The organism is Streptomyces sp. TLI_105 (assembly GCF_900105415.1).
Taxonomy (GTDB): Bacteria; Actinomycetota; Actinomycetes; order Streptomycetales; family Streptomycetaceae; genus Streptomyces.
The window spans coordinates 6,465,562-6,482,707 of sequence record NZ_FNSM01000001.1 but is presented as its reverse complement, the minus strand read 5'-3'; the positions used below and the strand labels follow the sequence as shown (position 1 = coordinate 6,482,707).

General features: G+C 73.4%; 19 protein-coding genes. 10 read left to right on the top strand and 9 right to left on the bottom strand.

From position 1 onward, the window contains the following. Nucleotides 1-60: 60 nt before the first annotated feature. Nucleotides 61-1,272: a type ISP restriction/modification enzyme gene (locus tag BLW86_RS29630; protein ID WP_093876873.1), complete on the top strand. Its 1,212-nt coding sequence runs from the start codon at nt 61-63 to the stop codon at nt 1,270-1,272. 3 nt (nt 1,273-1,275) lie between these two features. Here the strand turns inward: BLW86_RS29630 and BLW86_RS29625 are convergent, their stop codons facing one another. Next, complete coding sequence (locus tag BLW86_RS29625; protein WP_093876872.1) at nt 1,276-2,001, bottom strand: TetR/AcrR family transcriptional regulator; 726 nt, start codon at nt 1,999-2,001, stop codon at nt 1,276-1,278. A 63-nt stretch (nt 2,002-2,064) separates the two neighbouring features. On the opposite strand from BLW86_RS29625, the gene BLW86_RS29620 reads away from it, so the two are divergent. From BLW86_RS29620 to BLW86_RS29610, 3 genes are all read left to right on the top strand, one after another. After that, a complete protein-coding gene (locus BLW86_RS29620; protein ID WP_093876871.1) occupies nt 2,065-3,003 on the top strand; it encodes an ATP-binding cassette domain-containing protein in 939 nt (312 codons plus the stop codon). After that, a complete protein-coding gene (locus BLW86_RS29615) occupies nt 3,000-3,776 on the top strand; it encodes an ABC transporter permease (protein WP_093876870.1) in 777 nt (258 codons plus the stop codon). Before BLW86_RS29620 ends, BLW86_RS29615 begins: the two co-directional genes overlap by 4 nt. 62 nt (nt 3,777-3,838) lie before the next feature. Next, nucleotides 3,839-5,053 (top strand): CaiB/BaiF CoA transferase family protein, encoded by a 1,215-nt coding sequence (locus tag BLW86_RS29610; RefSeq protein ID WP_093876869.1) that lies wholly within the window; start codon nt 3,839-3,841, stop codon nt 5,051-5,053. A gap of 99 nt (nt 5,054-5,152) precedes the next feature. Here the strand turns inward: BLW86_RS29610 and BLW86_RS29605 are convergent, their stop codons facing one another. Further along, nucleotides 5,153-5,425 (bottom strand): hypothetical protein, encoded by a 273-nt coding sequence (locus BLW86_RS29605; RefSeq protein WP_093876868.1) that lies wholly within the window; start codon nt 5,423-5,425, stop codon nt 5,153-5,155. Between the two features lie 321 nt (nt 5,426-5,746). On the opposite strand from BLW86_RS29605, the gene BLW86_RS29600 reads away from it, so the two are divergent. Beyond that, the gene (locus BLW86_RS29600) at nt 5,747-6,718 is read left to right on the top strand and encodes a protein kinase domain-containing protein (RefSeq protein ID WP_093876867.1); all 972 of its coding nucleotides are present in this window, start codon (nt 5,747-5,749) and stop codon (nt 6,716-6,718) included. Here BLW86_RS29600 and BLW86_RS29595 read toward each other — a convergent pair. Then, complete coding sequence (locus tag BLW86_RS29595) at nt 6,702-7,508, bottom strand: SGNH/GDSL hydrolase family protein (RefSeq protein ID WP_093876866.1); 807 nt, start codon at nt 7,506-7,508, stop codon at nt 6,702-6,704. The genes BLW86_RS29600 and BLW86_RS29595 overlap by 17 nt on opposite strands. 211 nt (nt 7,509-7,719) lie before the next feature. On the opposite strand from BLW86_RS29595, the gene BLW86_RS29590 reads away from it, so the two are divergent. Further along, nucleotides 7,720-8,820, top strand: a complete 1,101-nt coding sequence (locus tag BLW86_RS29590) for a DUF5925 domain-containing protein (RefSeq protein WP_093876865.1) — start codon at nt 7,720-7,722, stop codon at nt 8,818-8,820. Between the two features lie 144 nt (nt 8,821-8,964). Here BLW86_RS29590 and BLW86_RS29585 read toward each other — a convergent pair whose 3' ends face one another. Further along, nucleotides 8,965-9,339 carry a GntR family transcriptional regulator gene (locus BLW86_RS29585; RefSeq protein ID WP_093876864.1) on the bottom strand — a complete coding sequence of 125 codons (375 nt, stop codon included), beginning with the start codon at nt 9,337-9,339 and terminating at the stop codon, nt 8,965-8,967. A gap of 74 nt (nt 9,340-9,413) precedes the next feature. Here BLW86_RS29585 and BLW86_RS29580 point away from each other — a divergent pair, with 74 nt between their 5' ends. After that, a complete protein-coding gene (locus BLW86_RS29580; protein WP_093876863.1) occupies nt 9,414-10,337 on the top strand; it encodes a GNAT family N-acetyltransferase in 924 nt (307 codons plus the stop codon). Beyond that, the gene (locus tag BLW86_RS29575) at nt 10,318-10,803 is read left to right on the top strand and encodes a ribonuclease FAU-1 family protein (RefSeq protein WP_093876862.1); all 486 of its coding nucleotides are present in this window, start codon (nt 10,318-10,320) and stop codon (nt 10,801-10,803) included. Before BLW86_RS29580 ends, BLW86_RS29575 begins: the two co-directional genes overlap by 20 nt. Before the next feature lie 16 nt (nt 10,804-10,819). On the opposite strand, the gene BLW86_RS29570 is transcribed toward BLW86_RS29575, so the two are convergent. The 4 genes from BLW86_RS29570 to BLW86_RS29555 form a co-directional block, all read right to left on the bottom strand. Beyond that, nucleotides 10,820-11,233 (bottom strand): DUF6299 family protein, encoded by a 414-nt coding sequence (locus BLW86_RS29570; RefSeq protein ID WP_093876861.1) that lies wholly within the window; start codon nt 11,231-11,233, stop codon nt 10,820-10,822. A 143-nt stretch (nt 11,234-11,376) separates the two neighbouring features. Next, nucleotides 11,377-12,867, bottom strand: coding sequence for a tripartite tricarboxylate transporter permease (locus BLW86_RS29565; protein ID WP_093876860.1), 1,491 nt, complete (start codon nt 12,865-12,867; stop codon nt 11,377-11,379). 3 nt (nt 12,868-12,870) lie between these two features. Next, nucleotides 12,871-13,377 carry a tripartite tricarboxylate transporter TctB family protein gene (locus tag BLW86_RS29560; RefSeq protein WP_093876859.1) on the bottom strand — a complete coding sequence of 169 codons (507 nt, stop codon included), beginning with the start codon at nt 13,375-13,377 and terminating at the stop codon, nt 12,871-12,873. Then, the gene (locus BLW86_RS29555) at nt 13,374-14,357 is read right to left on the bottom strand and encodes a Bug family tripartite tricarboxylate transporter substrate binding protein (protein ID WP_093876858.1); all 984 of its coding nucleotides are present in this window, start codon (nt 14,355-14,357) and stop codon (nt 13,374-13,376) included. Before BLW86_RS29555 ends, BLW86_RS29560 begins: the two co-directional genes overlap by 4 nt. Nucleotides 14,358-14,489: 132 nt before the next feature. On the opposite strand from BLW86_RS29555, the gene BLW86_RS29550 reads away from it, so the two are divergent. Together BLW86_RS29550 and BLW86_RS29545 are read left to right on the top strand one after the other, a co-directional pair. Beyond that, nucleotides 14,490-15,158: a response regulator gene (locus BLW86_RS29550; RefSeq protein ID WP_093876857.1), complete on the top strand. Its 669-nt coding sequence runs from the start codon at nt 14,490-14,492 to the stop codon at nt 15,156-15,158. 122 nt (nt 15,159-15,280) lie between these two features. After that, nucleotides 15,281-16,246 (top strand): lytic polysaccharide monooxygenase auxiliary activity family 9 protein, encoded by a 966-nt coding sequence (locus BLW86_RS29545; RefSeq protein ID WP_093876856.1) that lies wholly within the window; start codon nt 15,281-15,283, stop codon nt 16,244-16,246. On the opposite strand, the gene BLW86_RS29540 is transcribed toward BLW86_RS29545, so the two are convergent. After that, nucleotides 16,243-17,112, bottom strand: a complete 870-nt coding sequence (locus tag BLW86_RS29540) for an esterase/lipase family protein (protein ID WP_093876855.1) — start codon at nt 17,110-17,112, stop codon at nt 16,243-16,245. The two genes, BLW86_RS29545 and BLW86_RS29540, sit on opposite strands and share 4 nt — an antisense overlap. Between the last annotated feature and the right edge of the window lie 34 nt (nt 17,113-17,146).

Sequence of the window (17,146 nt, the reverse complement as noted above, 5' to 3'; positions counted from 1 at the left end):
GAGACGCACGGACGGTGGAAGCGCACGGACGGTGGAAGCCCACTGAGGGCGGTCGTTAGCATGCGGGGCGTGACGGAAGCCCCCCGCGCGGATGACGCCCCGCCTCTCCTCGACGAGCTGATGCCGTGGTCCGTGGCCCCGCTGCGGTTCGGCCGGTCATGGATCGTCGCCCCCGACGCCCGCACCCTGCGGATCCGCTGGGACCGGCTCGTTGCCGCCGAGGGCGCCGAGCGGGAGGCGCTGTTCCGGCCGAGCCGGGCGAGGACCCCGGCGAGCGCGGTGGGCGCGCTGCCCGGGCAGCGGACCGGCACCACGCGCTTCGCGCGCGAGACGGGGCCGTGCCCGGAGCCGGTGCGGGTGGCGCACGGGCCGTTCGACGAGCAGTGGCTGCTGCCGGACCACCGGCTGATCGACACCGCCCGCCCGGAGCTGTGGCGGGTCGCCGGGGAGCCGCAGCTCTTCGCCGTCGAGCAGGGGTACGTGCCGGGGGCGGCCGGTCCCGCGCTCCTGGTGACGGCGGCGCTGCCGGAGGGCCGCTCCCCGGCGGGCCGTCCGGGCCGCATCCGGCCGCTGTTCCGGCGCCCCGGGGGCCGGGAGCCCAATCTCGCGCCCGGTCTCCTGGACTTCCTCGGCGAGCGGTACGGGCGCGAGGTCGACGCCCACGACTGGCTGGCGTGGACGGTGGCGGCGGCGCTCCCCTCCCCCGCCGGGTGCCGCGTCCCGCTGCCCGGGGACCCGGAGGTGTGGTCGGCGGGCGTGGCGCTCGGCCGGGAGCTCGCCGACGTGCAGCTGCGCGGCGCCCTGAGCGGGACGAGGCCCCGGCTGCCGGGTGGGCGGCGGCCCTATGTGCGGGCGGCGGTCCCGGCGCGGCCGACGACGATGACGTACGACTCCGAGGACGAGGCGCTGGTCCTCGACGGGGGTCGGATCTCGCCCGTACCGGCGGAGGCCTGGGAGTACCGGGTCGGCGGTGTGCGGGTCCTGGAGCAGTGGTTCGCACACCGGACGGCCCCGGCGGAGCCCGGCTCCCTGGAGGCGCTCGGGCCGGCCGCCTGGCCGCAGGAGTGGACCTCGGAGCTGCTCGACCTGGTCACCGTGCTCGCGCTGCTCGGGGCCCGGGAGCCGGAGCGCGCGGCGCTCGCGGCCGGAGGCCTCGACCGGGCGGACCTCGCCGCGGCCGGGATCCTTCCCGCCCCGTCCTGGTCCCGCCGCCCCGCCTCCGTCCTCGACCATCAGGAGGAGGGCCCGGAGGGGCAGTTCATGCTCCTCTGAGCGTCATCGGCCGCCGTCCGGCGCGAAGGACTCCAGGAGGCGGGCGATGGTCATCGTGAAGATCTCGTCCGCGTCGACGGGAGCGGCGGGGGCCTCGGCGAGCAGTGCGGCGAGGTGCGGGTACCGGCCGCTCGCCACCTGTCCCATGAGGTAGGCGCCGCGCACCGCCTGCTCCTCCTCCTCGGACCAGGGCAGTCCGCGGGCCCGTTCGGCGACGGCCTGCTCGTTGGCGACGGTGGCCATGACCGTGCCGTTGACCATGGCGATCAGCTGCATCTTGAGCCCGGCGGGCTGGTCCAGGGGGGCGAGGCAGCCGAGGCACCACTCCAGGAAGCGCAGGGCGTTGGGGCTGAAGCCGTAGGCGGTGGTCATCACCCGGGCCAGCCAGGGGTGGCGGTACATGATCGCGCGGCTCTGGTGGGCGATCGCGGTCATGTCGGCGCGCCAGTCGCCGCTGGGCTCCTCGGGGAGCTCGTACTCCCCGCTGACCGCGTCGACCATCAGCTCGTACAGGTCCTCCTTGCGGGGGACGTAGTTGTAGAGCGACATGGTGCCGCAGCCGAGTTCGGCGGCGACGCGGCGCATGGAGACCGCGTCGATGCCGTCGGCGTCGGCGATGCGGACGGCCGCGTCCACGATGTCACGCCGGCTGTAGGCCGGTTTCGGGCCGCGGCCCGCGCGCTCGGGCCGCGTCCAGATCACTTCCGGTTCGGCCGCTCGGCCCGCCATGGATCATCACCTCGCTCCCCATCGTAGTTACGTACACCGTACGTAGTGGGGTATGGTCACGCCATGACGACTACGTACGCTGTACTTAGTGAAGGCCTGCGGAAGCGTTACGGCGACGTCCACGCCCTCCGCGGCCTCGACCTCGCCGTCCCCGAGGGCACGGTCTGCGGCGTCCTCGGGCCCAACGGCGCCGGCAAGACCACCGCCGTCCGCGTCCTCACCACCCTGGTCGCGCCCGACGCGGGAAGCGCGCTGGTCGCGGGCCACGACGTGGTGCGCGACCCGGCGGGGGTGCGGAAGCGGATCGCGGTCACCGGGCAGTACGCCTCGGTCGACGGCGACCTCACGGGCGCCGAGAACCTGCGGCTCTTCGCCCGGCTCCTGCGCGCCCCGCGCTCCCGCGCCGACGAGCTCCTGGAGCGGTTCGGCCTGGCCACGGCGGCCGGACGGCCCGCCCGCACCTATTCCGGCGGCATGCGGCGCCGCCTCGACCTGGCCGCGAGTCTGATCGTGCCGCCGCGGGTGCTCTTCCTGGACGAGCCCACGACCGGCCTCGACCCGCACAGCCGCAACGGGATCTGGGACGCCGTGCGGGAGTTGGCGGACCAGGGCACGACCGTGCTGCTGACCACGCAGTACCTGGAGGAGGCCGACCGGCTCGCCGACGACATCGTGCTGATCGACGAGGGACGGGCCGCGCAGCGCGGCACCCCGGCCGAACTGAAGGCGCTCGTCGGCAGCTACGCCGAGGTCGTCGTCGCCGACCCGTCGTCCCTCGAAGCGGCCGCGGGCGTCCTCGACCAGCTGACCGGCTCGGCGCCGGTGCTGGACGCCGAGCGGCGCACGGTGGGCGCGGTGACCACGGACACCACGCTCACCCTCCCCCGGATCGTCCGCGAGATCGACGCGGCCGGGGTCCACCTCGTCGACGCCTCCCTGCGCCCGCCCACCCTCGACGAGGTGTTCCTGCGCCTCACCGACCGGAAGGAGCTCGTCGCGTGAGCGCCCTCGCGCACGACGGGACCGCCGTCCTCGGCCGCCATCTCCAGCGGATCAGGCACGCGCCCGCGATCACGGTCATGACACAGACGATGCCGATCGTCTTCCTGCTCTTCTTCGGGTACGTCCTCGGCAGCGCGCTCGCCGCCCCCGGGGCCGGGTACCGGGCCTTCCTGGTGCCCGGCATGCTCGCGGCGACGGCGGCGGGCGGTCTGATGACCGGCATGCTCCAGGCCGCGCAGGACTCCCACCGGGGCGTCATGGACCGCTTCCGGACCCTGCCCGTGAGCCGGGCCGCCGTCCCCCTCGGGCAGGCCCTCGCCGACCTGCTCGCGAGCGCGGTCGGCACCGTCCCGCTGATCCTGGTCGGCCTCGCCATGGGCTGGCGGATCGAGGGCACGCTCCCCGAGGCCCTGGGCGGCTTCGCCCTGCTGCTCCTCTTCCGCTTCGCGACGACCTGGGTCGGCATCCTGCTCGGCCTGGTCTCGAAGAGCGAGGAGGCGGCCGGGCAGCTGGGCAGCGGCGCCTTCATGCTGCCGCTGCTCTCCAACGCGTACATCCCGACCGACGGCATGCCCGCCTGGCTGCGGACGGTCTCCGAGTGGAACCCCGTCTCGGCGGTCACCACGGCGGTCCGCGAGCTGTTCGGCAACGCGCCGGTCCCGGCGGACGCGGCCTGGCCGGTGGCCCACCCGGTCGCGGGCGCGCTGCTCTGGTCGCTCGGCCTCCTCGCCGTCTTCGCCCCGCTCGCGGTGCGCAGGTACGCCCGGGGGTGACGGGCCCGCGTGACGCACCCCCTGATGACAGGAGGCGCACCGGCACGGTAGGCAGAGCGGTCATGAACACTCAGCCCCTCCCCCACGGCGCCCAGCCCCTTCCCCTGGCCGGGGTCACGGTCGTCGCCGTCGAGCAGGCCGTCGCCGCGCCCTTCGCCACCCGCCAGCTCGCCGACCTCGGCGCCCGCGTCGTCAAGATCGAGCGCCCCGACGGCGGGGACTTCGCCCGGGGGTACGACACGGCCGCCCGGGGCCTCGCCTCCCACTTCGTGTGGTGCAACCGCGGCAAGGAGTCGGTGGCGGTCGACCTCAAGGACCCCCGGGGCCTGGCGCTCGTCCGGCGGATGGTGGCCGGCGCCGACGTCTTCGTGCAGAACCTGGCGCAGGGGGCGGCGGCCCGCCTCGGCCTCGACGCCGCCACCCTGTGCGCGGCGCACCCGTGGCTGATCGCGGTGGACGTCTCGGGGTACGGGGCGGAGGGACCGTACGCGCACAAGCGGGCCTACGACATGCTCGTGCAGTGCGAGGCGGGCCTGGTGTCGGTGACCGGCACGCCCGAGCAGCCCGTCAAGTCGGGGATTCCGGCCGCCGACATCGCCGCCGGGATGTACGCCTTCTCCGGTGTCCTCGCCGCCCTCGTCCGGCGCGGCACGACCGGTCGGGGCGGTCCGGTGGAGGTCTCCCTGCTCGACTCGCTGGCCGAGTGGATGGGGCACCCGCTGCACCACGGGATGCACGGGGGCGCGGCCCCGGCGCGCACGGGGCTCGCGCACGCGGTGATCGCCCCGTACGACGCCTATCCGACGACGGACGGTCTCGTCCTGCTCTCCGTGCAGAACGACCGGGAGTGGCGGCGGCTCGCCGAGCGGGTCCTCGGCCGGCCCGAGCTGGCCGACGACCCGGCGTTCGCGACGAACACGGCCCGGGTGGCGGGGCGTGCGGCGACGGACGCGGTGGTCGCGGCGGCGCTCGCCCCGCTGACGGCGGCCGAGGCGCTGGCGCGGCTGGACGCGGCGGGCATCGCCTGCGCCCGGCTCAACTCGGTCGCGGAGCTGGCGGATCACCCGCAGCTGACGGCGCGTGACCGGTGGCGGGAGGTGGAGTCCCCGGTGGGGCCGCTGCGGGCGCTGCTGCCGCCGGTCGTGTTCCCGGACGCGCCGGAGCCGCGGATGGACCGGATCCCGGCTCTCGGACAGGACACGGACGAGGTGCTCGCCGAGCTCGGGGTGCCGGAGGCGGAGGTGAAGGAGCTGCGGGACGCGGGGGTGATCGCCTGACGGGGAGCGGGGCGGGGCCCTCCGGGTGCCGGGCGGGCCCCGGGCACGACGGAACGCCGGACGGGCGGGGACACGTCCGGCGGGGTCGCGGTCGGGGCCCTAGCGGCGCGTGCCGAAGAGCGAGCGGCGCAGGCGGCGGAGCGGGGCGAAGAGCGAGACCCGCGCGCTGCGGCTGCGGTGGCTGTGCACCGGCACCTCGCGCGTACGCGTCGTCAGTTCCCGCATGAGCAGCGTCGCCTCGGCCACTTCGCGCTGGGGCACGGCGGGGCCGCCGAGCACCGCGAGATGGCGGTCGAGCCGCGAACTGGTCGCGCTGCTTCCGCAGGTGATGGCAGGCACTCGCGGCCTGCTGCGCATTGCTATCTGTTCCATGTCACTCCCCACCCGTACAAGGGCACCCGGCCCGGGCAGGTTAACCCTATCGCTCCATCGTGACACCCGTGTATCCCGGCGGCGGGATTCACCACACTCGTACGGGGGTTGACGGTGACTGTCCGAATACATCTGATTCCAGGGCGAGTTGGACAGCGCTCGAACACCTGCCGAACCATCACGAACCATCCTGCACCCCGGACCGTCACTCGCGGACACGCGGGCGGGTGTGATCTCCGCCACCAAGATCGTCCGGGCCGTCCCGCACGGCACCCGCGCAGGACCGGAGCCGGGAGGACGCCCCTCGGCTACCGTGGATCCATGACGGTGATCGCGGGTCGTTACCGGCTGCTCGACGTCCTCGCCGAGGGGGCGACGGGCACGGTCTGGCGCGCCCTGGACGAGACCGACCGCCACGAGGTGGCGCTCAAGGAGTTCCGCGCCCCGGCCGGACTGCCGGCCGACGAGGTCCCCCTGCTGTACGCGCGACGGGAGCGCGAGGCGCGGGCCGCCGCGCGGATCTCCCACCCCTCCGTCGTACGGGTCCTCGGCGTGGCCACCGAGGACGGCCGGCCCTGGGTCGTGACGGAACTGGTCCGCGGCCTCACCCTCGCCGAGACCCTCGACGCGGACGGCCCGCTGCCCGCGCGCGAGGCCGCGCGCGTCGGCGCCGAGGTCCTCGCCGGCCTGCGGGCCGCCCGGGAGGCGGGCGTACCGCACCGGGGGGTGGAACCCGGGCAGGTGATCCTCGCGAACGACGGACGGATCGTCGTCATCGGCTTCGGCGGCGCGCCGGAGGGCGCCTCGGACCCCGGGGCGGACCTGCGCTCCCTGGGGGCGCTCCTGGAGGCGGCGGCGGACGACCGGTCCGGGCCGCTGGGGGCCGTGATCGACGAGCTGACGGGCGAGGAGCCCGCCGTGACGGCCGATCAGGTCGAGCGCGAGCTGCGCCGGGTGGCCTCGGGCGGCACGCCGAGGACGGAGGCGGAGCCGGTCGAGGCTCCCGCCCCGCCCCGGACCGGCCGTGACGACGACGGCGACACCGGCACAAGGGCCGGGGCCTCGCCGGAGCCGGCGAGGCCGTCGGGCCCGCCACGGGCGACGCCCCGACGAGGGCCCGTTCTGGTGGCCGGGATCATCGGGGCGCTGCTGCTCGCGGGGGCGTTGACGTATCAGGCGGTACGGGACGACGGACCGGACACCGGGCCGGGGCCGGGCGGTGTCACGAGCACCGCTCCAACGGGACCCGGCGCCACGGGCACCGGCAGCGGACCGGCTACAGCGCCCCGTTGAAGGAGGGCAGGTAGCCACCGGACTGTCCGGCGGCGGTCGGGTGGTACGACTCGCCGATGTTGAGCCAGTTGAGGCTGTGCAGCCAGGCGGAGCCCGAGCAGATCTCGTGTCCGGTGAAGGCGGGGACGACGCCGGCGAAGGTGAAGCCGTGGTCGGCCGCGCGCTTGGCGGTGGCCGCGTTGAGGTAGTCGGAGGCGTTGTTGATGGCGCTGCGCTCGTTCTCGCTCAGGCCGGCGATGCAGCTGCCGCCCAGCTGGTAGAAGCGCGGGTAGCCGAGGACGACGACGTGGGCGGCGGGCGCCTTGCTGCTGATGGCGTTGTAGACGGAGTCGAGCTTGCCGGGGAGCGTGGTGTCGACGTAGGCCTTGGCCTGATTCACACGGTTGATGCAGGTGGACTCGGACTCGAGCACACAGGTCGTCATGACGTCGGCGAAACCGGCGTCATTTCCCCCGATCGTGATGGACACCAGGTCAGTGGCGGCCGAGAGGGGTCCGAGCTGATTCGCGGTCACATCACCCGTTCGGGCGCCGGAGCAGGCGGTGAAGGCGAACGAGGAGGGGGCGTTGGCGTTCTTCCACAGGACCGGATACGCCTTCGTGGAGCGCTTGCAGTCGCCGCTGGCGCTGTCGTAACTCCCTGAGCCGACACCGGAGGAGTACGAGTCCCCCAGGGCCACGTAGTCGAGAGCGGCGGTCTCGGCGGCCTGGGCCGCGCCCGACCCGGTGAGGGCGAGGACGGCACCGAGCAGGAGCGAGGACGAGAAAGCGGCGAAACGGGACAGTCTCATGGAACCTCCCTTTAGCAGGATCTCTGCGTTACCAGGTAGTAGCAGCGGATCCGCCGCACCGGAAGTGTTCATGTCAAAACTGGGGGTGAACAGCTGCCGATCCTCCGTCAGGAACGGTCGAGATCAGGCCACTTAGGAAAGCGGGGCGACCGTCACCTCGACGGCCTCAAAACCCGGTGCGCTGCCCCGCCGGTTGTCCGATCATGGGCGCATGTCTGACACCCCGTCCGTACCGCCCGCCACGCTGCCCGTCGTCGTCAACCTCGACGACAGCGACTCCCCGGGGGACGTCCTGGACGCGCTGTTCCTCGACCGCTTCGCGACCGGCGCGCAGCCGCACGCGCACAGCACCACCCTGGACCGGGCCAAGCCCGACGCGACGCTCCTCCCGGAGGGGGCCAGGGTGCTGCGGGCCGCGCGGGACGACGACCGCAGCACGGTGCTCGCCGAGGGCGAGGGCTGGACGATCCTCTCCTCCCGCTGGAACCGGCGCGCGGACGTGACCGTCACGGCGACCGACCCGGAACTGGCGAAGCGGATCCTCGACGAGGCCACCGAGGGGGCGAAGGACGAACCGGAGCCGGAGCCCGAGGACGTGACGATGGGCTTCTGGTACGTGGCCCCGCAGCGCGGCCCGCGGCGCATGACCCGCCGTATCAGCGCCGGGACCTGGGAGGAGGTCCGGCCCAACTACTCGGCGTCGGTGGCCGACGCGATGGACCGGCTGATGAAGGTGACCCCGGAGGACGTCACCGGCCGGCTCCTGCTGCTGCACGGTCCGCCGGGAACGGGCAAGACCTCGGCGCTGCGGACGCTGGCCCGGGCGTGGCAGGACTGGTGCCAGGTGGACTGCGTGCTCGACCCCGAGCGGCTCTTCAACGACATCGGCTATCTGATGGACATCGCCATCGGCGAGGACGACGGCACGTCGAAGGAGCGCTGGCGGCTGCTGCTCCTGGAGGACTGCGACGAGCTGATCCGGGGCGGGGCGAAGCACACGGCGGGGCAGGCCCTGTCACGGCTGCTCAACCTGACGGACGGACTGCTCGGCCAGGGGCGCAACGTCCTGGTCGGGGTCACCACCAACGAGGACCTGGAGCGGCTGCATCCGGCGGTGGTCCGGCCGGGCCGCTGCCTGGCCCGCATCGAGGTCGGGCCGCTGAGCCGGGCCGAGTCGGTGGAGTGGCTCGGCCGCGAGGAGGACGTGCCGCGCGAGGGCGCGACACTGGCGGAGCTGTTCGCGCTGCGCCGCGGCACGCCCTCGGCGGACCTCCCGGAGCCCCGCACGGCGGGGGCGGGCCTGTACCTGTAGCGGGGACGGACGCGTCGGCCGCCCGGGGCGCGCCGACGCGTCGCTCGCCCGTAAAAACTACGGACCGCCCCTAAAAACCACGGACGCGGCCCTCGTCCGTAACGGATACCGACGCGTCTCTCGTCCGTGGCGGACACGGACACGTCAGTCGTCGTACGCCGCCCGCAGGGCCTCGTTCAGCGCCGCCTCCGCGGCCTCGCGGCTGAGCCCCAGGCGGCGGGCCTCCTCGACGTACTGGGCGGCGGCGGTGGCGGCCCGGCGGGTCGCCGCGTCACCGGCGGCGGCGACGAAGGTGCCGTGGCGCCCGCGCGTCTCGATGACTCCGTCCGCCTCCAGGGCCTTGTACGCCTTGGCGACCGTGTTCGCGGCGAGGCCCAGCTGCTCCGCGAGCCCCCGTACCGTCGGCAGCTTGTATCCGACCGGCAGTCTGCCCGACCGGGCCCGCTCCGAGATCTGGGCACGCAGTTGTTCGTAGGGAGCGGTGGTGGATCCGTGGTCCACGGTGATGGTGAGTGTCACCCGGCCGATTCTGCCCCCACCCCACCGGAAAATGGGAGGCGGTGGCGCGTCCCGCGCCCGTAGCGTGCCACCCCATGACTGTGATCGTTCGTGATGTGCGGACCCCGGACGCCGAGGGCTTCGCCCGGGTGCGCCGGGCAGCGCTCCCCTTCATGCTCGCGACCGCCGAGCAGGTCGCCTTCGACTGGGCGCACGCCCACCCCGACGCCCATGACCGCCCGCTGGTCGCCGTGACCGAGGACGGCGCGATCATCGGGACCGCGCAGCTGAGGATCGCCCACGACGCCCCGGAGCCCGGCATCGGCTCCGTCAACGTGTACGTGGACCCCGCGCACCTGGGGCTCGGCGCGGGGACGCTGCTGCTGCGCGCCGCCGAGGACCACCTCGTGGAGCGGGGCGCGCGGATGCTGTACAGCTGGGTCCTCGACGAGCCGGCGCACCGTGCGTGGGCCGAACGGCGGGGGTACGCGCCCCGCCGCAGCGCGCACTTCCTCCGGCTCGACCTGACGACCGCCGAGCTGCCGCCGCTCCAGGACCCTCCGTCGGGGGTCGAGCTGCGCACGGCCGAGGACTTCGCGGCCGATCCCCGGCCGTTGTTCGAGCTGGACGCGGTGACGACGGCGGACGAGCCGGGCGACGTGGGCGCGGAGCTGGACGACTACGCGCACTGGCGGGAGACCATCTGGGAACATCCGCTGTTCGACCGGGCGCTGACGACGGTCGCGGTGGTGGACGGGGTGCCGGCGGCGTTCAGCGCGGCGCAGACGGACGGTCTGGGGCGGTACGCCTCGGGGATGACCGGCACCGCGCCCGCGTTCCGCGGCCGGGGGCTCGCGAAGCTCGCCAAGAACGCCTCGCTGCACCGGGCCAGGGCGGCGGGCTGTGTGGAGGCGTTCACGGGGAACGACGCCGGGAACGGGCCGATGCTGGCGATCAACGAGTGGTTCGGTTACGAGGTCGGTGCGACGGAGGTGCGGTATGTCCGGACGATCGGTTGAGATCACCCTGACGAAGGCGGGCCGGACGAAGATCCGTTACCCCGCCGAGGTGCTGACGGAGGAGGACACCCGGCTCTCGGTGCGGGCCCCGTGGGCGGCCGAGGGGGTACGGGACTTCGGCTTCGTGCGGTTCGAGCCCGGTGACGTGTTCGTGGAGCACTACTGGCGCGACCGCTGGTTCACCGTCAAGGAGGTGTGGTCGGCCGACGGCGCCCTGAAGGGCTGGTACTGCGACATCACCCGGCCCGCCGTGATCGACGGCTCCGGGGTGGTGGTCGAGGACCTGGACCTGGACCTGTGGGTGTCGGCGGACGGCAGCGAGGTGCTGCGGCTCGACGAGGACGAGTTCGCGGCGAGCGGTCTCGCCGCCTCCGACCCGGAGGCGGCGGCCCGTGCCGTGGTGGCCCTCGACGAGCTGGAGGTGCTCGGCCGGGAGGGCCTGCTCGACCTGCTGCGTCAGGCCTGAGGCGTACCCTCCGGGGCTACTGGCGCAGTTCGACGTCCGCCTGCTCGGTGGTGAGGAAGCCCGGCAGCGGCAGGCCCGACGCGCCGGCCGCGAGCTGCACGAGGGTGGCCTCCACCCGGGCGGCGCCCGGGCGGTAGGCGGGCTCCTTCACGACGGCGCTGTTGGTCCACGTGTGGAGGTGTCCGTCGCAGACGGCCCGGGTGCCGCCGATGCCGGTGGAACGGCTCCCCTGCTTGAGGGTGGAGCTGACGAAGACGGGTCCTTCGCTGTCGTCGAGGCAGCGGTACGTGCCGGAGACGGTGACCGTGCTGTCGGCGCCGACCGTGCCGTACTCGTCGATGGTCAGGTCGTCGGCCCCTCCCGCGTGGGCGAGAGGGGCGACGGCGGCGGTGAGCAGGGCCGCTGCGGTGAGGACGAGTCGGGCGCGCATGGGCGGGGTCCCTTCGGGGTGGGGGGAAGGTGCTGCCCGCCAGGGATACCTGATCAGGTCGCCGACCGTCCGAATCTCACCCCATCGGGGGCGAGTTGGACCGATCGCCGCCCATACGGTCGTACGGTCCTCCCGCGCGCGCCTCAGGCCGCCGTGCGACGGCCGGTCGCCCTCCTCACCAGCGGCCAGGCGAGCAGCACGAGGACGACCGTGTAGACGGTGACCGAGAACGGGGTGTTCACCAGGCCCGACAGGGAGCCGTCGCTGATCTGGAGGGCGCGGCGCAGCTGTTGCTCGGCGGCCGGGCCGAGGATGACGCCGATGACGGCCGGCAGCACCGGAAGGCCGTAGCGCCGCATCCCGAGGCCGATCAGGCCGATGACGAGCAGCACGACCAGGTCGAGCGCCTCCCCGCCCACCGCGTAGGCGCCGACGGCGGCGAAGAAGAGGATGCCGGCGTACAGGTACGGGCGCGGGATGCGCAGCAGCTTGGCCCAGACGGGGGCGAGCGGCAGGTTGAGCGCGAGCAGCAGCACCATGCCGACGAACAGCGAGGCGATGAGGCCCCACACGAGCTCGGGTTCCCGCTCGAAGAGCAGCGGGCCGGGCTGGATGCCGTACTGCTGGAACGCGGCCAGCATCACGGCGGCGACGGCGGTCGTGGGCAGCCCGAGGGTCAGCATGGAGACGAGCGTGCCGGCGGCGGAGGCCGAGGCGGCGGACTCGGGTCCGGCCACGCCCTCGATGGCGCCCTTGCCGAACTGGTCCTTGTGCTTCGAGAGCCGCTTCTCCGTGACGTACGAGAGGAAGGTCGGGATCTCCGCGCCGCCGGCCGGGATCGCGCCGAACGGGAAGCCGATGAGGGGACCGCGCAGCCAGGACTTCCAGGTGCGCCGCACATCGTCCTTGCCGAGCCAGGGGCGGCCGACCGGGATGGCCTCTCCCGCCGTGCGGCGCAGGTGCGCGGCGACCCAGAGGGCCTCGCCGATCGCGAAGAGGCCGACGGCGACGATGACGACGTCGACGCCGTCGGCGAGCTGGAGCGAGCCGAAGGTGAGGCGCTGCTGACCGGTCATCTGGTCGAGGCCGACCAGTCCGATGGTGAGGCCGATGAGCAGCGAGGCGAGGCCGCGGATCCGGGAGGAGCCGAGGACGGAGGTCACCGCGATGAAGGCGAGGACCATGAGGGCGAGGTAGTCGGGGGCGCCGATGTCGACGGCGAGCGCGGCGACGGTCGGGGCGAGGACGACGAGCAGGATGGTGCCGATCATGCCGCCGGCGAAGTGGCCGACGGCGGCGGCCGCGAGGGCCTGTGCGCCGCGTCCGGCCTTGGCCATCGGGTTGCCCTCGATGGCGGCGACGACGGCCGCGCTCTCGCCGGGGGTGTTGAGGAGGATCGAGGTGGTGGAGCCGCCGAACATGGCGCCGTAGTAGATGCCGGCGAACATGATGAACGCGCCGGTCGGTTCGAGCCCGTAGGTCACCGGGAGCAGCAGGGCGACGGCCATGGCGGGGCCGATGCCGGGCAGGACGCCGATGGCGGTGCCGAGGAGCACGCCGATGGCGGCCCACAGCAGGTTCATCGGGGTGAGGGCGGTCCCGAAGCCGTCGATGAGGGAGTTCAGGGAATCCATGGGTCAGATCACTCCCATCAGCGGGCCGCCGGGCAGCGGGACGCCGAGCAGCTTGTCGAAGACGGCGTAGGTGAGGAGCGAGAGGGCGGCCGCGATCAGCGGGTCGCGGTGGAGGTGCCGGCTGCCGAGGGCGTAGGACGCGCCCCAGAAGAGGAGGGCGCCGGCGATCGGGAAGCCGAGGGGGCCGATGAGGACGGCGAAGGCGAGGAAGACGCCGGCGAGGAGCAGGACGGTGCGCCAGTCGGCGGGTTCCGTCAGGTCGACGTCCTCGCCGCCCTCGGCCTCGCCCCGGCCGCCGCGCAGCACGTCGACGGTGAGGAGGACGGCGACGACGAGGAGGCCGCAGCCGACGACGAGGGGGACGGTCGCGGGTCCGACGGGACCGCGGCCGGCGACGTCGGCGTCGAGGGTGACGGCGTCGGTGAGGACGAGGACGCCGAGGAGGAACAGGAGGGCGCCGACGCCGAGTTCGGAGCGCCCGCGCAGCAGGCTCTTGAGCGTGGTGTTCACAGTCCGAGCTCCTTGAGGACGGAGCCGACCCGCCGGTCCTGCTCGGTGAGGAAGGTGCCGAACTCCGCGCCGGGCAGGAAGGCGTCGTTCCAGCCGTGGGTCTTCAGCGACTCGCGCCACTGCGGGGAGCCGTGCAGCTCGGTCACGAGGGCGACGAGCTTCTCGCGCTCGGCGTCGGAGAGGCCGGGCGGGGCGACGATGCCGCGCCAGTTGGTGAACTCGGTGTCGAGGCCGGCCTCGCGGAGCGTGGGGGCGTCGAGGCCGGGGACCCGCTTCGGTCCGGTGACGGCGAGGAGGCGCAGCTCGCCCGCCTTGATCTGGTCGAGGTACTCGCCGACGCCGGAGACGCCGAAGCCGACCTTGTCGCCGAGGATGGAGGCGAGGAGTTCGCCGCCGCCGTCGAAGGGCACGTAGTTGACGTCCTTCGGCGCGATCCCGGCGGCCTGCGCCATCAGCATCGGGGCGAGGTGGTCGGGGCCGCCGGGCGAGGAGCCGCCGCCGACGGGCAGCTTCCCGGGGTCCTTCTTCCAGGCGGCGAGGAGCTCCTGGATCGTCTTGTACGGGGAGTCCTTGCCGACCACGACGATGTCCTGCTCCTCGGTGAGCCGGGCGATCGGGGTGGTGTCGGCGAGGGTCCTGGGCGTCTTGTTGGTGTGGACGGCGCCGACGACGCCGAGGCCCATGGACATGGCGAGGCGGCCGTTTCCGCGCTCGCCGACGAGCCGGGTGAGGCCGACGGTGCCGCCCGCGCCGGGCAGGTTGAAGACCTCGACGTCGCCGGTGAGACCGGCTTCCTCGGCGTTCTTGGCCGCGGTGCGGGCGGTGATGTCGTATCCGCCGCCGGGGGTGTTGGGGACCATGAAGCGCAGGCCGGGTATCGCGGTGCCGGTGTCGGAGCCGGTGCCCGGGCTGAGCAGCGGCGGGCCCACGAGCACCAGGAGAGCCGCCCCGAGGAGGGCGAAGGGGGTGCGCAACCGCACGTGTGCCGCCTCTCAAGCAGGAGGGATGGGGGGTGAGGTGGCCCACATGTTGCCCTCGCGTTAAGAAGCTGTCTCTCTTCCGCAATCAACGGACGTTGTGGTCGTTGTGGTCGGGACCTAGCGTGGGTCGGCGTGACGAAGGTGCTGGTCGTGGACGACGACTTCATGGTCGCCAAGCTGCACTGCCGCTACGTGTCGGCAGTGGCGGGCTTCACCGTGGCGGGGGTCGCGCACAGCGGTGCCGAGGCGCTCCGCGCGGCCGAGCGGCTCCGTCCCGACCTGGTGCTGCTCGACGTCTTCCTGCCCGACATGGACGGCGTGCGGGTGCTGCGGGAGCTGCGCGCGGCCGGTCTGGGCATGGACGCGCTCTTCATCACGGCGGCGCGGGACGTGGGCACGATCCGCTCGGCGCTGCGCGCCGGGGCCCTGCACTATCTGATCAAGCCGTTCACCCAGGCGGCGCTGCACGAGCAGTTGCGGCACGTGGCGGCGCTGCGCCATCGCCTCGACGAGCTGGACGAGGCCCGCCAGGAGGACGTGGACCGGATCTTCGGTTCGCGTCCGCGCGGCTCCCGCGAGCTCCCGAAGGGCCTCGCGGCGCACACGGCCGACCTGGTCGACTCCGTCCTGCGGGCCCATCCCGAGGGCCTGTCGGCCTCGGAGTGCGCCGAAGCGGGCTCCCTGTCCCGGGTGAGCGCCCGGCGTTATCTGGAGTACTTCGCGGAGACGGGCCGCGCGGAGGTCACCCTGCGGTACGGCGGCACGGGCCGCCCGGAGCGCCGCTACCGACGGCTGGGCTAGCTGTTCCTCAGCCGCCTCTTACCTCCGCCTTAACGCGGTCCTAAAGGCCGCGATCCACGCTTCTTCCAGGGCTAGTTTGCTCGGCAACCCCCCACACACCCTCGTGAAGGAGTCGTCCCCCCATGACCTCTCGCCGTATGGCGACAGCCACCGTCACCGCCGCTCTGGTCCTGTCCGGAATCGCCGCTTCTCCCGCTCTCGCGCACGGGTCGATGACCGACCCGGTGAGCCGGGTCTCGGCCTGTTACGCGGAGGGGCCCGAGGCGCCGAAGTCGGCGGCGTGCAAGGCGGCCGTGGCGGCGAGCGGGACGCAGGCGTTCTACGACTGGAACGCGGTGAACATCGCCGACGCCGCCGGGCGGCACAAGCAGTTGATCCCGGACGGCAGGCTGTGCAGCGCGGGCAACGACAAGTACCGGGGGCTCGACCTGGCACGGGCCGACTGGCCGGCGAGCAGCATGAAGCCCGGTGCGCACACCTTCCGGTACAAGGGGACCGCCCCGCACAAGGGCTCGTTCGCGCTGTACGTGACGAAGGACGGGTACGACCCGTCGAAGCCGCTGAAGTGGTCGGACCTGGAGGAGCAGCCGTTCGTGACGGTGACCGATCCGGGGATGCAGAACGGCGACTACGTGTTCCAGGGGACCGTGCCGAAGAAGTCCGGCCGCCATCTCATCTACTCGATCTGGCAGCGCTCCGACTCCCCCGAGGCGTTCTACACCTGCTCGGACGTGGTGTTCGGGCAGGACAACGGCGGTACGGCCCCGGCGCCCACGGCCTCCGCGCCCACCGACGAGCAGATCGAGGCGGGCGAGGAGGAGTCCTCGGTCGAGCACGGCGGACACGGGGACGCCGACGCGGCGACGGGCGCCGAGACCACGGGCGCCGAGGCGACGAATGCGGGGGCGACCCCTTCCTCGGAGCCTTCCGAGGCCTCCGCTCACGCCGGTTCGGGCTCCGGCGCGGAGCTGGCGGAGACGGGCGGCGACGCCACCACCCCGTGTCTCGCGGTCGGTGGCGCCGCCGTGCTCGCGCTCGGTGCGGCGGTGCTCTTCGGGACGGGCCGGCGGCGCCGGACCCGGGGCTAGCCGACCACCGAGAGGCAGGTGGTCGGGGTCGCGTGGGACGGGTCGAGGGCGTTGGCCACCTCGTGGAAGGTGACCCGGTCCGCCGTGCCGATCGCCACGTGCTCGGAGAGGTCGAGCGCGCACTTGTCCTGGATGAGGACGTTGGTGACGTTCGGTCCGGTCAGGAACTGGGAGCGGTACGGGGTGACGACCTCGTCGTACTGGGTCGCGATGACGTGGTAGCGGACGCCCGGCACGGTGTCGCCGCCCTCGTTGAGCTTGGTGATGAAGGCCGAGCCGGCGATCTGGTCGGCGAGGCCGGGGGTCGTGGAGCTGATGACGTCCTCGGCTCCGGGGAAGTACGGCAGGAGCTTGGTGAGGCCGAGCAGGGTGGTGCCGTGGTTGTCGGGGGCGATGCCGACGAGGGTGTTCACCTTCTCGGCCCCGCCGAGGAACTTGAGGTACCAGCGGGGCATCATGCCGCCCTGCGAGTGTCCGACGAGGTCGGCCTCGGGGGCGCCGGTGGCGGCGAGGACGCGGTCGACGTAGGTGTCGAGCTGTCCGGCGGACGCGGCGATGGGGCCGAGGCCGTTGAAGAGGGGCACGCCCGGCAGTTGGCCGTAGTCGAGCGAGAAGACGCAGTAGCCCCGGTCGACCAGGTAGGGGGCGAGGGCGAGCCAGTTGTCCCAGGAGTTCCCGAAGGTGCCGTGGACGAGGACGACGGGGCGCGGGTGTGCGGCGGACGGCTTGCAGGAGAAGTCGTTCCAGCCACGGCTGGGGGCGGTGGCGGCCTGTGCGGCGGTGGTGGGGGCGAGGGTGGCGGCGGCGGTCAGGAGGAGCACGGACAGCGCTCTGACGGCGCTCTTCCAGGACTTCGGGGGCAGCATCGGGCGATCTCCTTGCGGCTCAAGGGGAAGGTGG

Excerpts from the sequence above, each read along its gene's own strand:
- BLW86_RS29630 (WP_093876873.1), top strand. The coding sequence starts at position 61 with ATGCGGGGCGTGACGGAAGCCCCCCGCGCGGATGACGCCCCGCCTCTC.
- BLW86_RS29625 (WP_093876872.1), bottom strand. The coding sequence starts at position 2,001 with ATGGCGGGCCGAGCGGCCGAACCGGAAGTGATCTGGACGCGGCCCGAG.
- BLW86_RS29620 (WP_093876871.1), top strand. The coding sequence starts at position 2,065 with ATGACGACTACGTACGCTGTACTTAGTGAAGGCCTGCGGAAGCGTTAC.
- BLW86_RS29610 (WP_093876869.1), top strand. The coding sequence starts at position 3,839 with ATGAACACTCAGCCCCTCCCCCACGGCGCCCAGCCCCTTCCCCTGGCC.
- BLW86_RS29605 (WP_093876868.1), bottom strand. The coding sequence starts at position 5,425 with ATGGAACAGATAGCAATGCGCAGCAGGCCGCGAGTGCCTGCCATCACC.
- BLW86_RS29600 (WP_093876867.1), top strand. The coding sequence starts at position 5,747 with ATGACGGTGATCGCGGGTCGTTACCGGCTGCTCGACGTCCTCGCCGAG.
- BLW86_RS29595 (WP_093876866.1), bottom strand. The coding sequence starts at position 7,508 with ATGAGACTGTCCCGTTTCGCCGCTTTCTCGTCCTCGCTCCTGCTCGGT.
- BLW86_RS29590 (WP_093876865.1), top strand. The coding sequence starts at position 7,720 with ATGTCTGACACCCCGTCCGTACCGCCCGCCACGCTGCCCGTCGTCGTC.
- BLW86_RS29580 (WP_093876863.1), top strand. The coding sequence starts at position 9,414 with ATGACTGTGATCGTTCGTGATGTGCGGACCCCGGACGCCGAGGGCTTC.
- BLW86_RS29575 (WP_093876862.1), top strand. The coding sequence starts at position 10,318 with ATGTCCGGACGATCGGTTGAGATCACCCTGACGAAGGCGGGCCGGACG.
- BLW86_RS29570 (WP_093876861.1), bottom strand. The coding sequence starts at position 11,233 with ATGCGCGCCCGACTCGTCCTCACCGCAGCGGCCCTGCTCACCGCCGCC.
- BLW86_RS29565 (WP_093876860.1), bottom strand. The coding sequence starts at position 12,867 with ATGGATTCCCTGAACTCCCTCATCGACGGCTTCGGGACCGCCCTCACC.
- BLW86_RS29545 (WP_093876856.1), top strand. The coding sequence starts at position 15,281 with ATGACCTCTCGCCGTATGGCGACAGCCACCGTCACCGCCGCTCTGGTC.
- BLW86_RS29540 (WP_093876855.1), bottom strand. The coding sequence starts at position 17,112 with ATGCTGCCCCCGAAGTCCTGGAAGAGCGCCGTCAGAGCGCTGTCCGTG.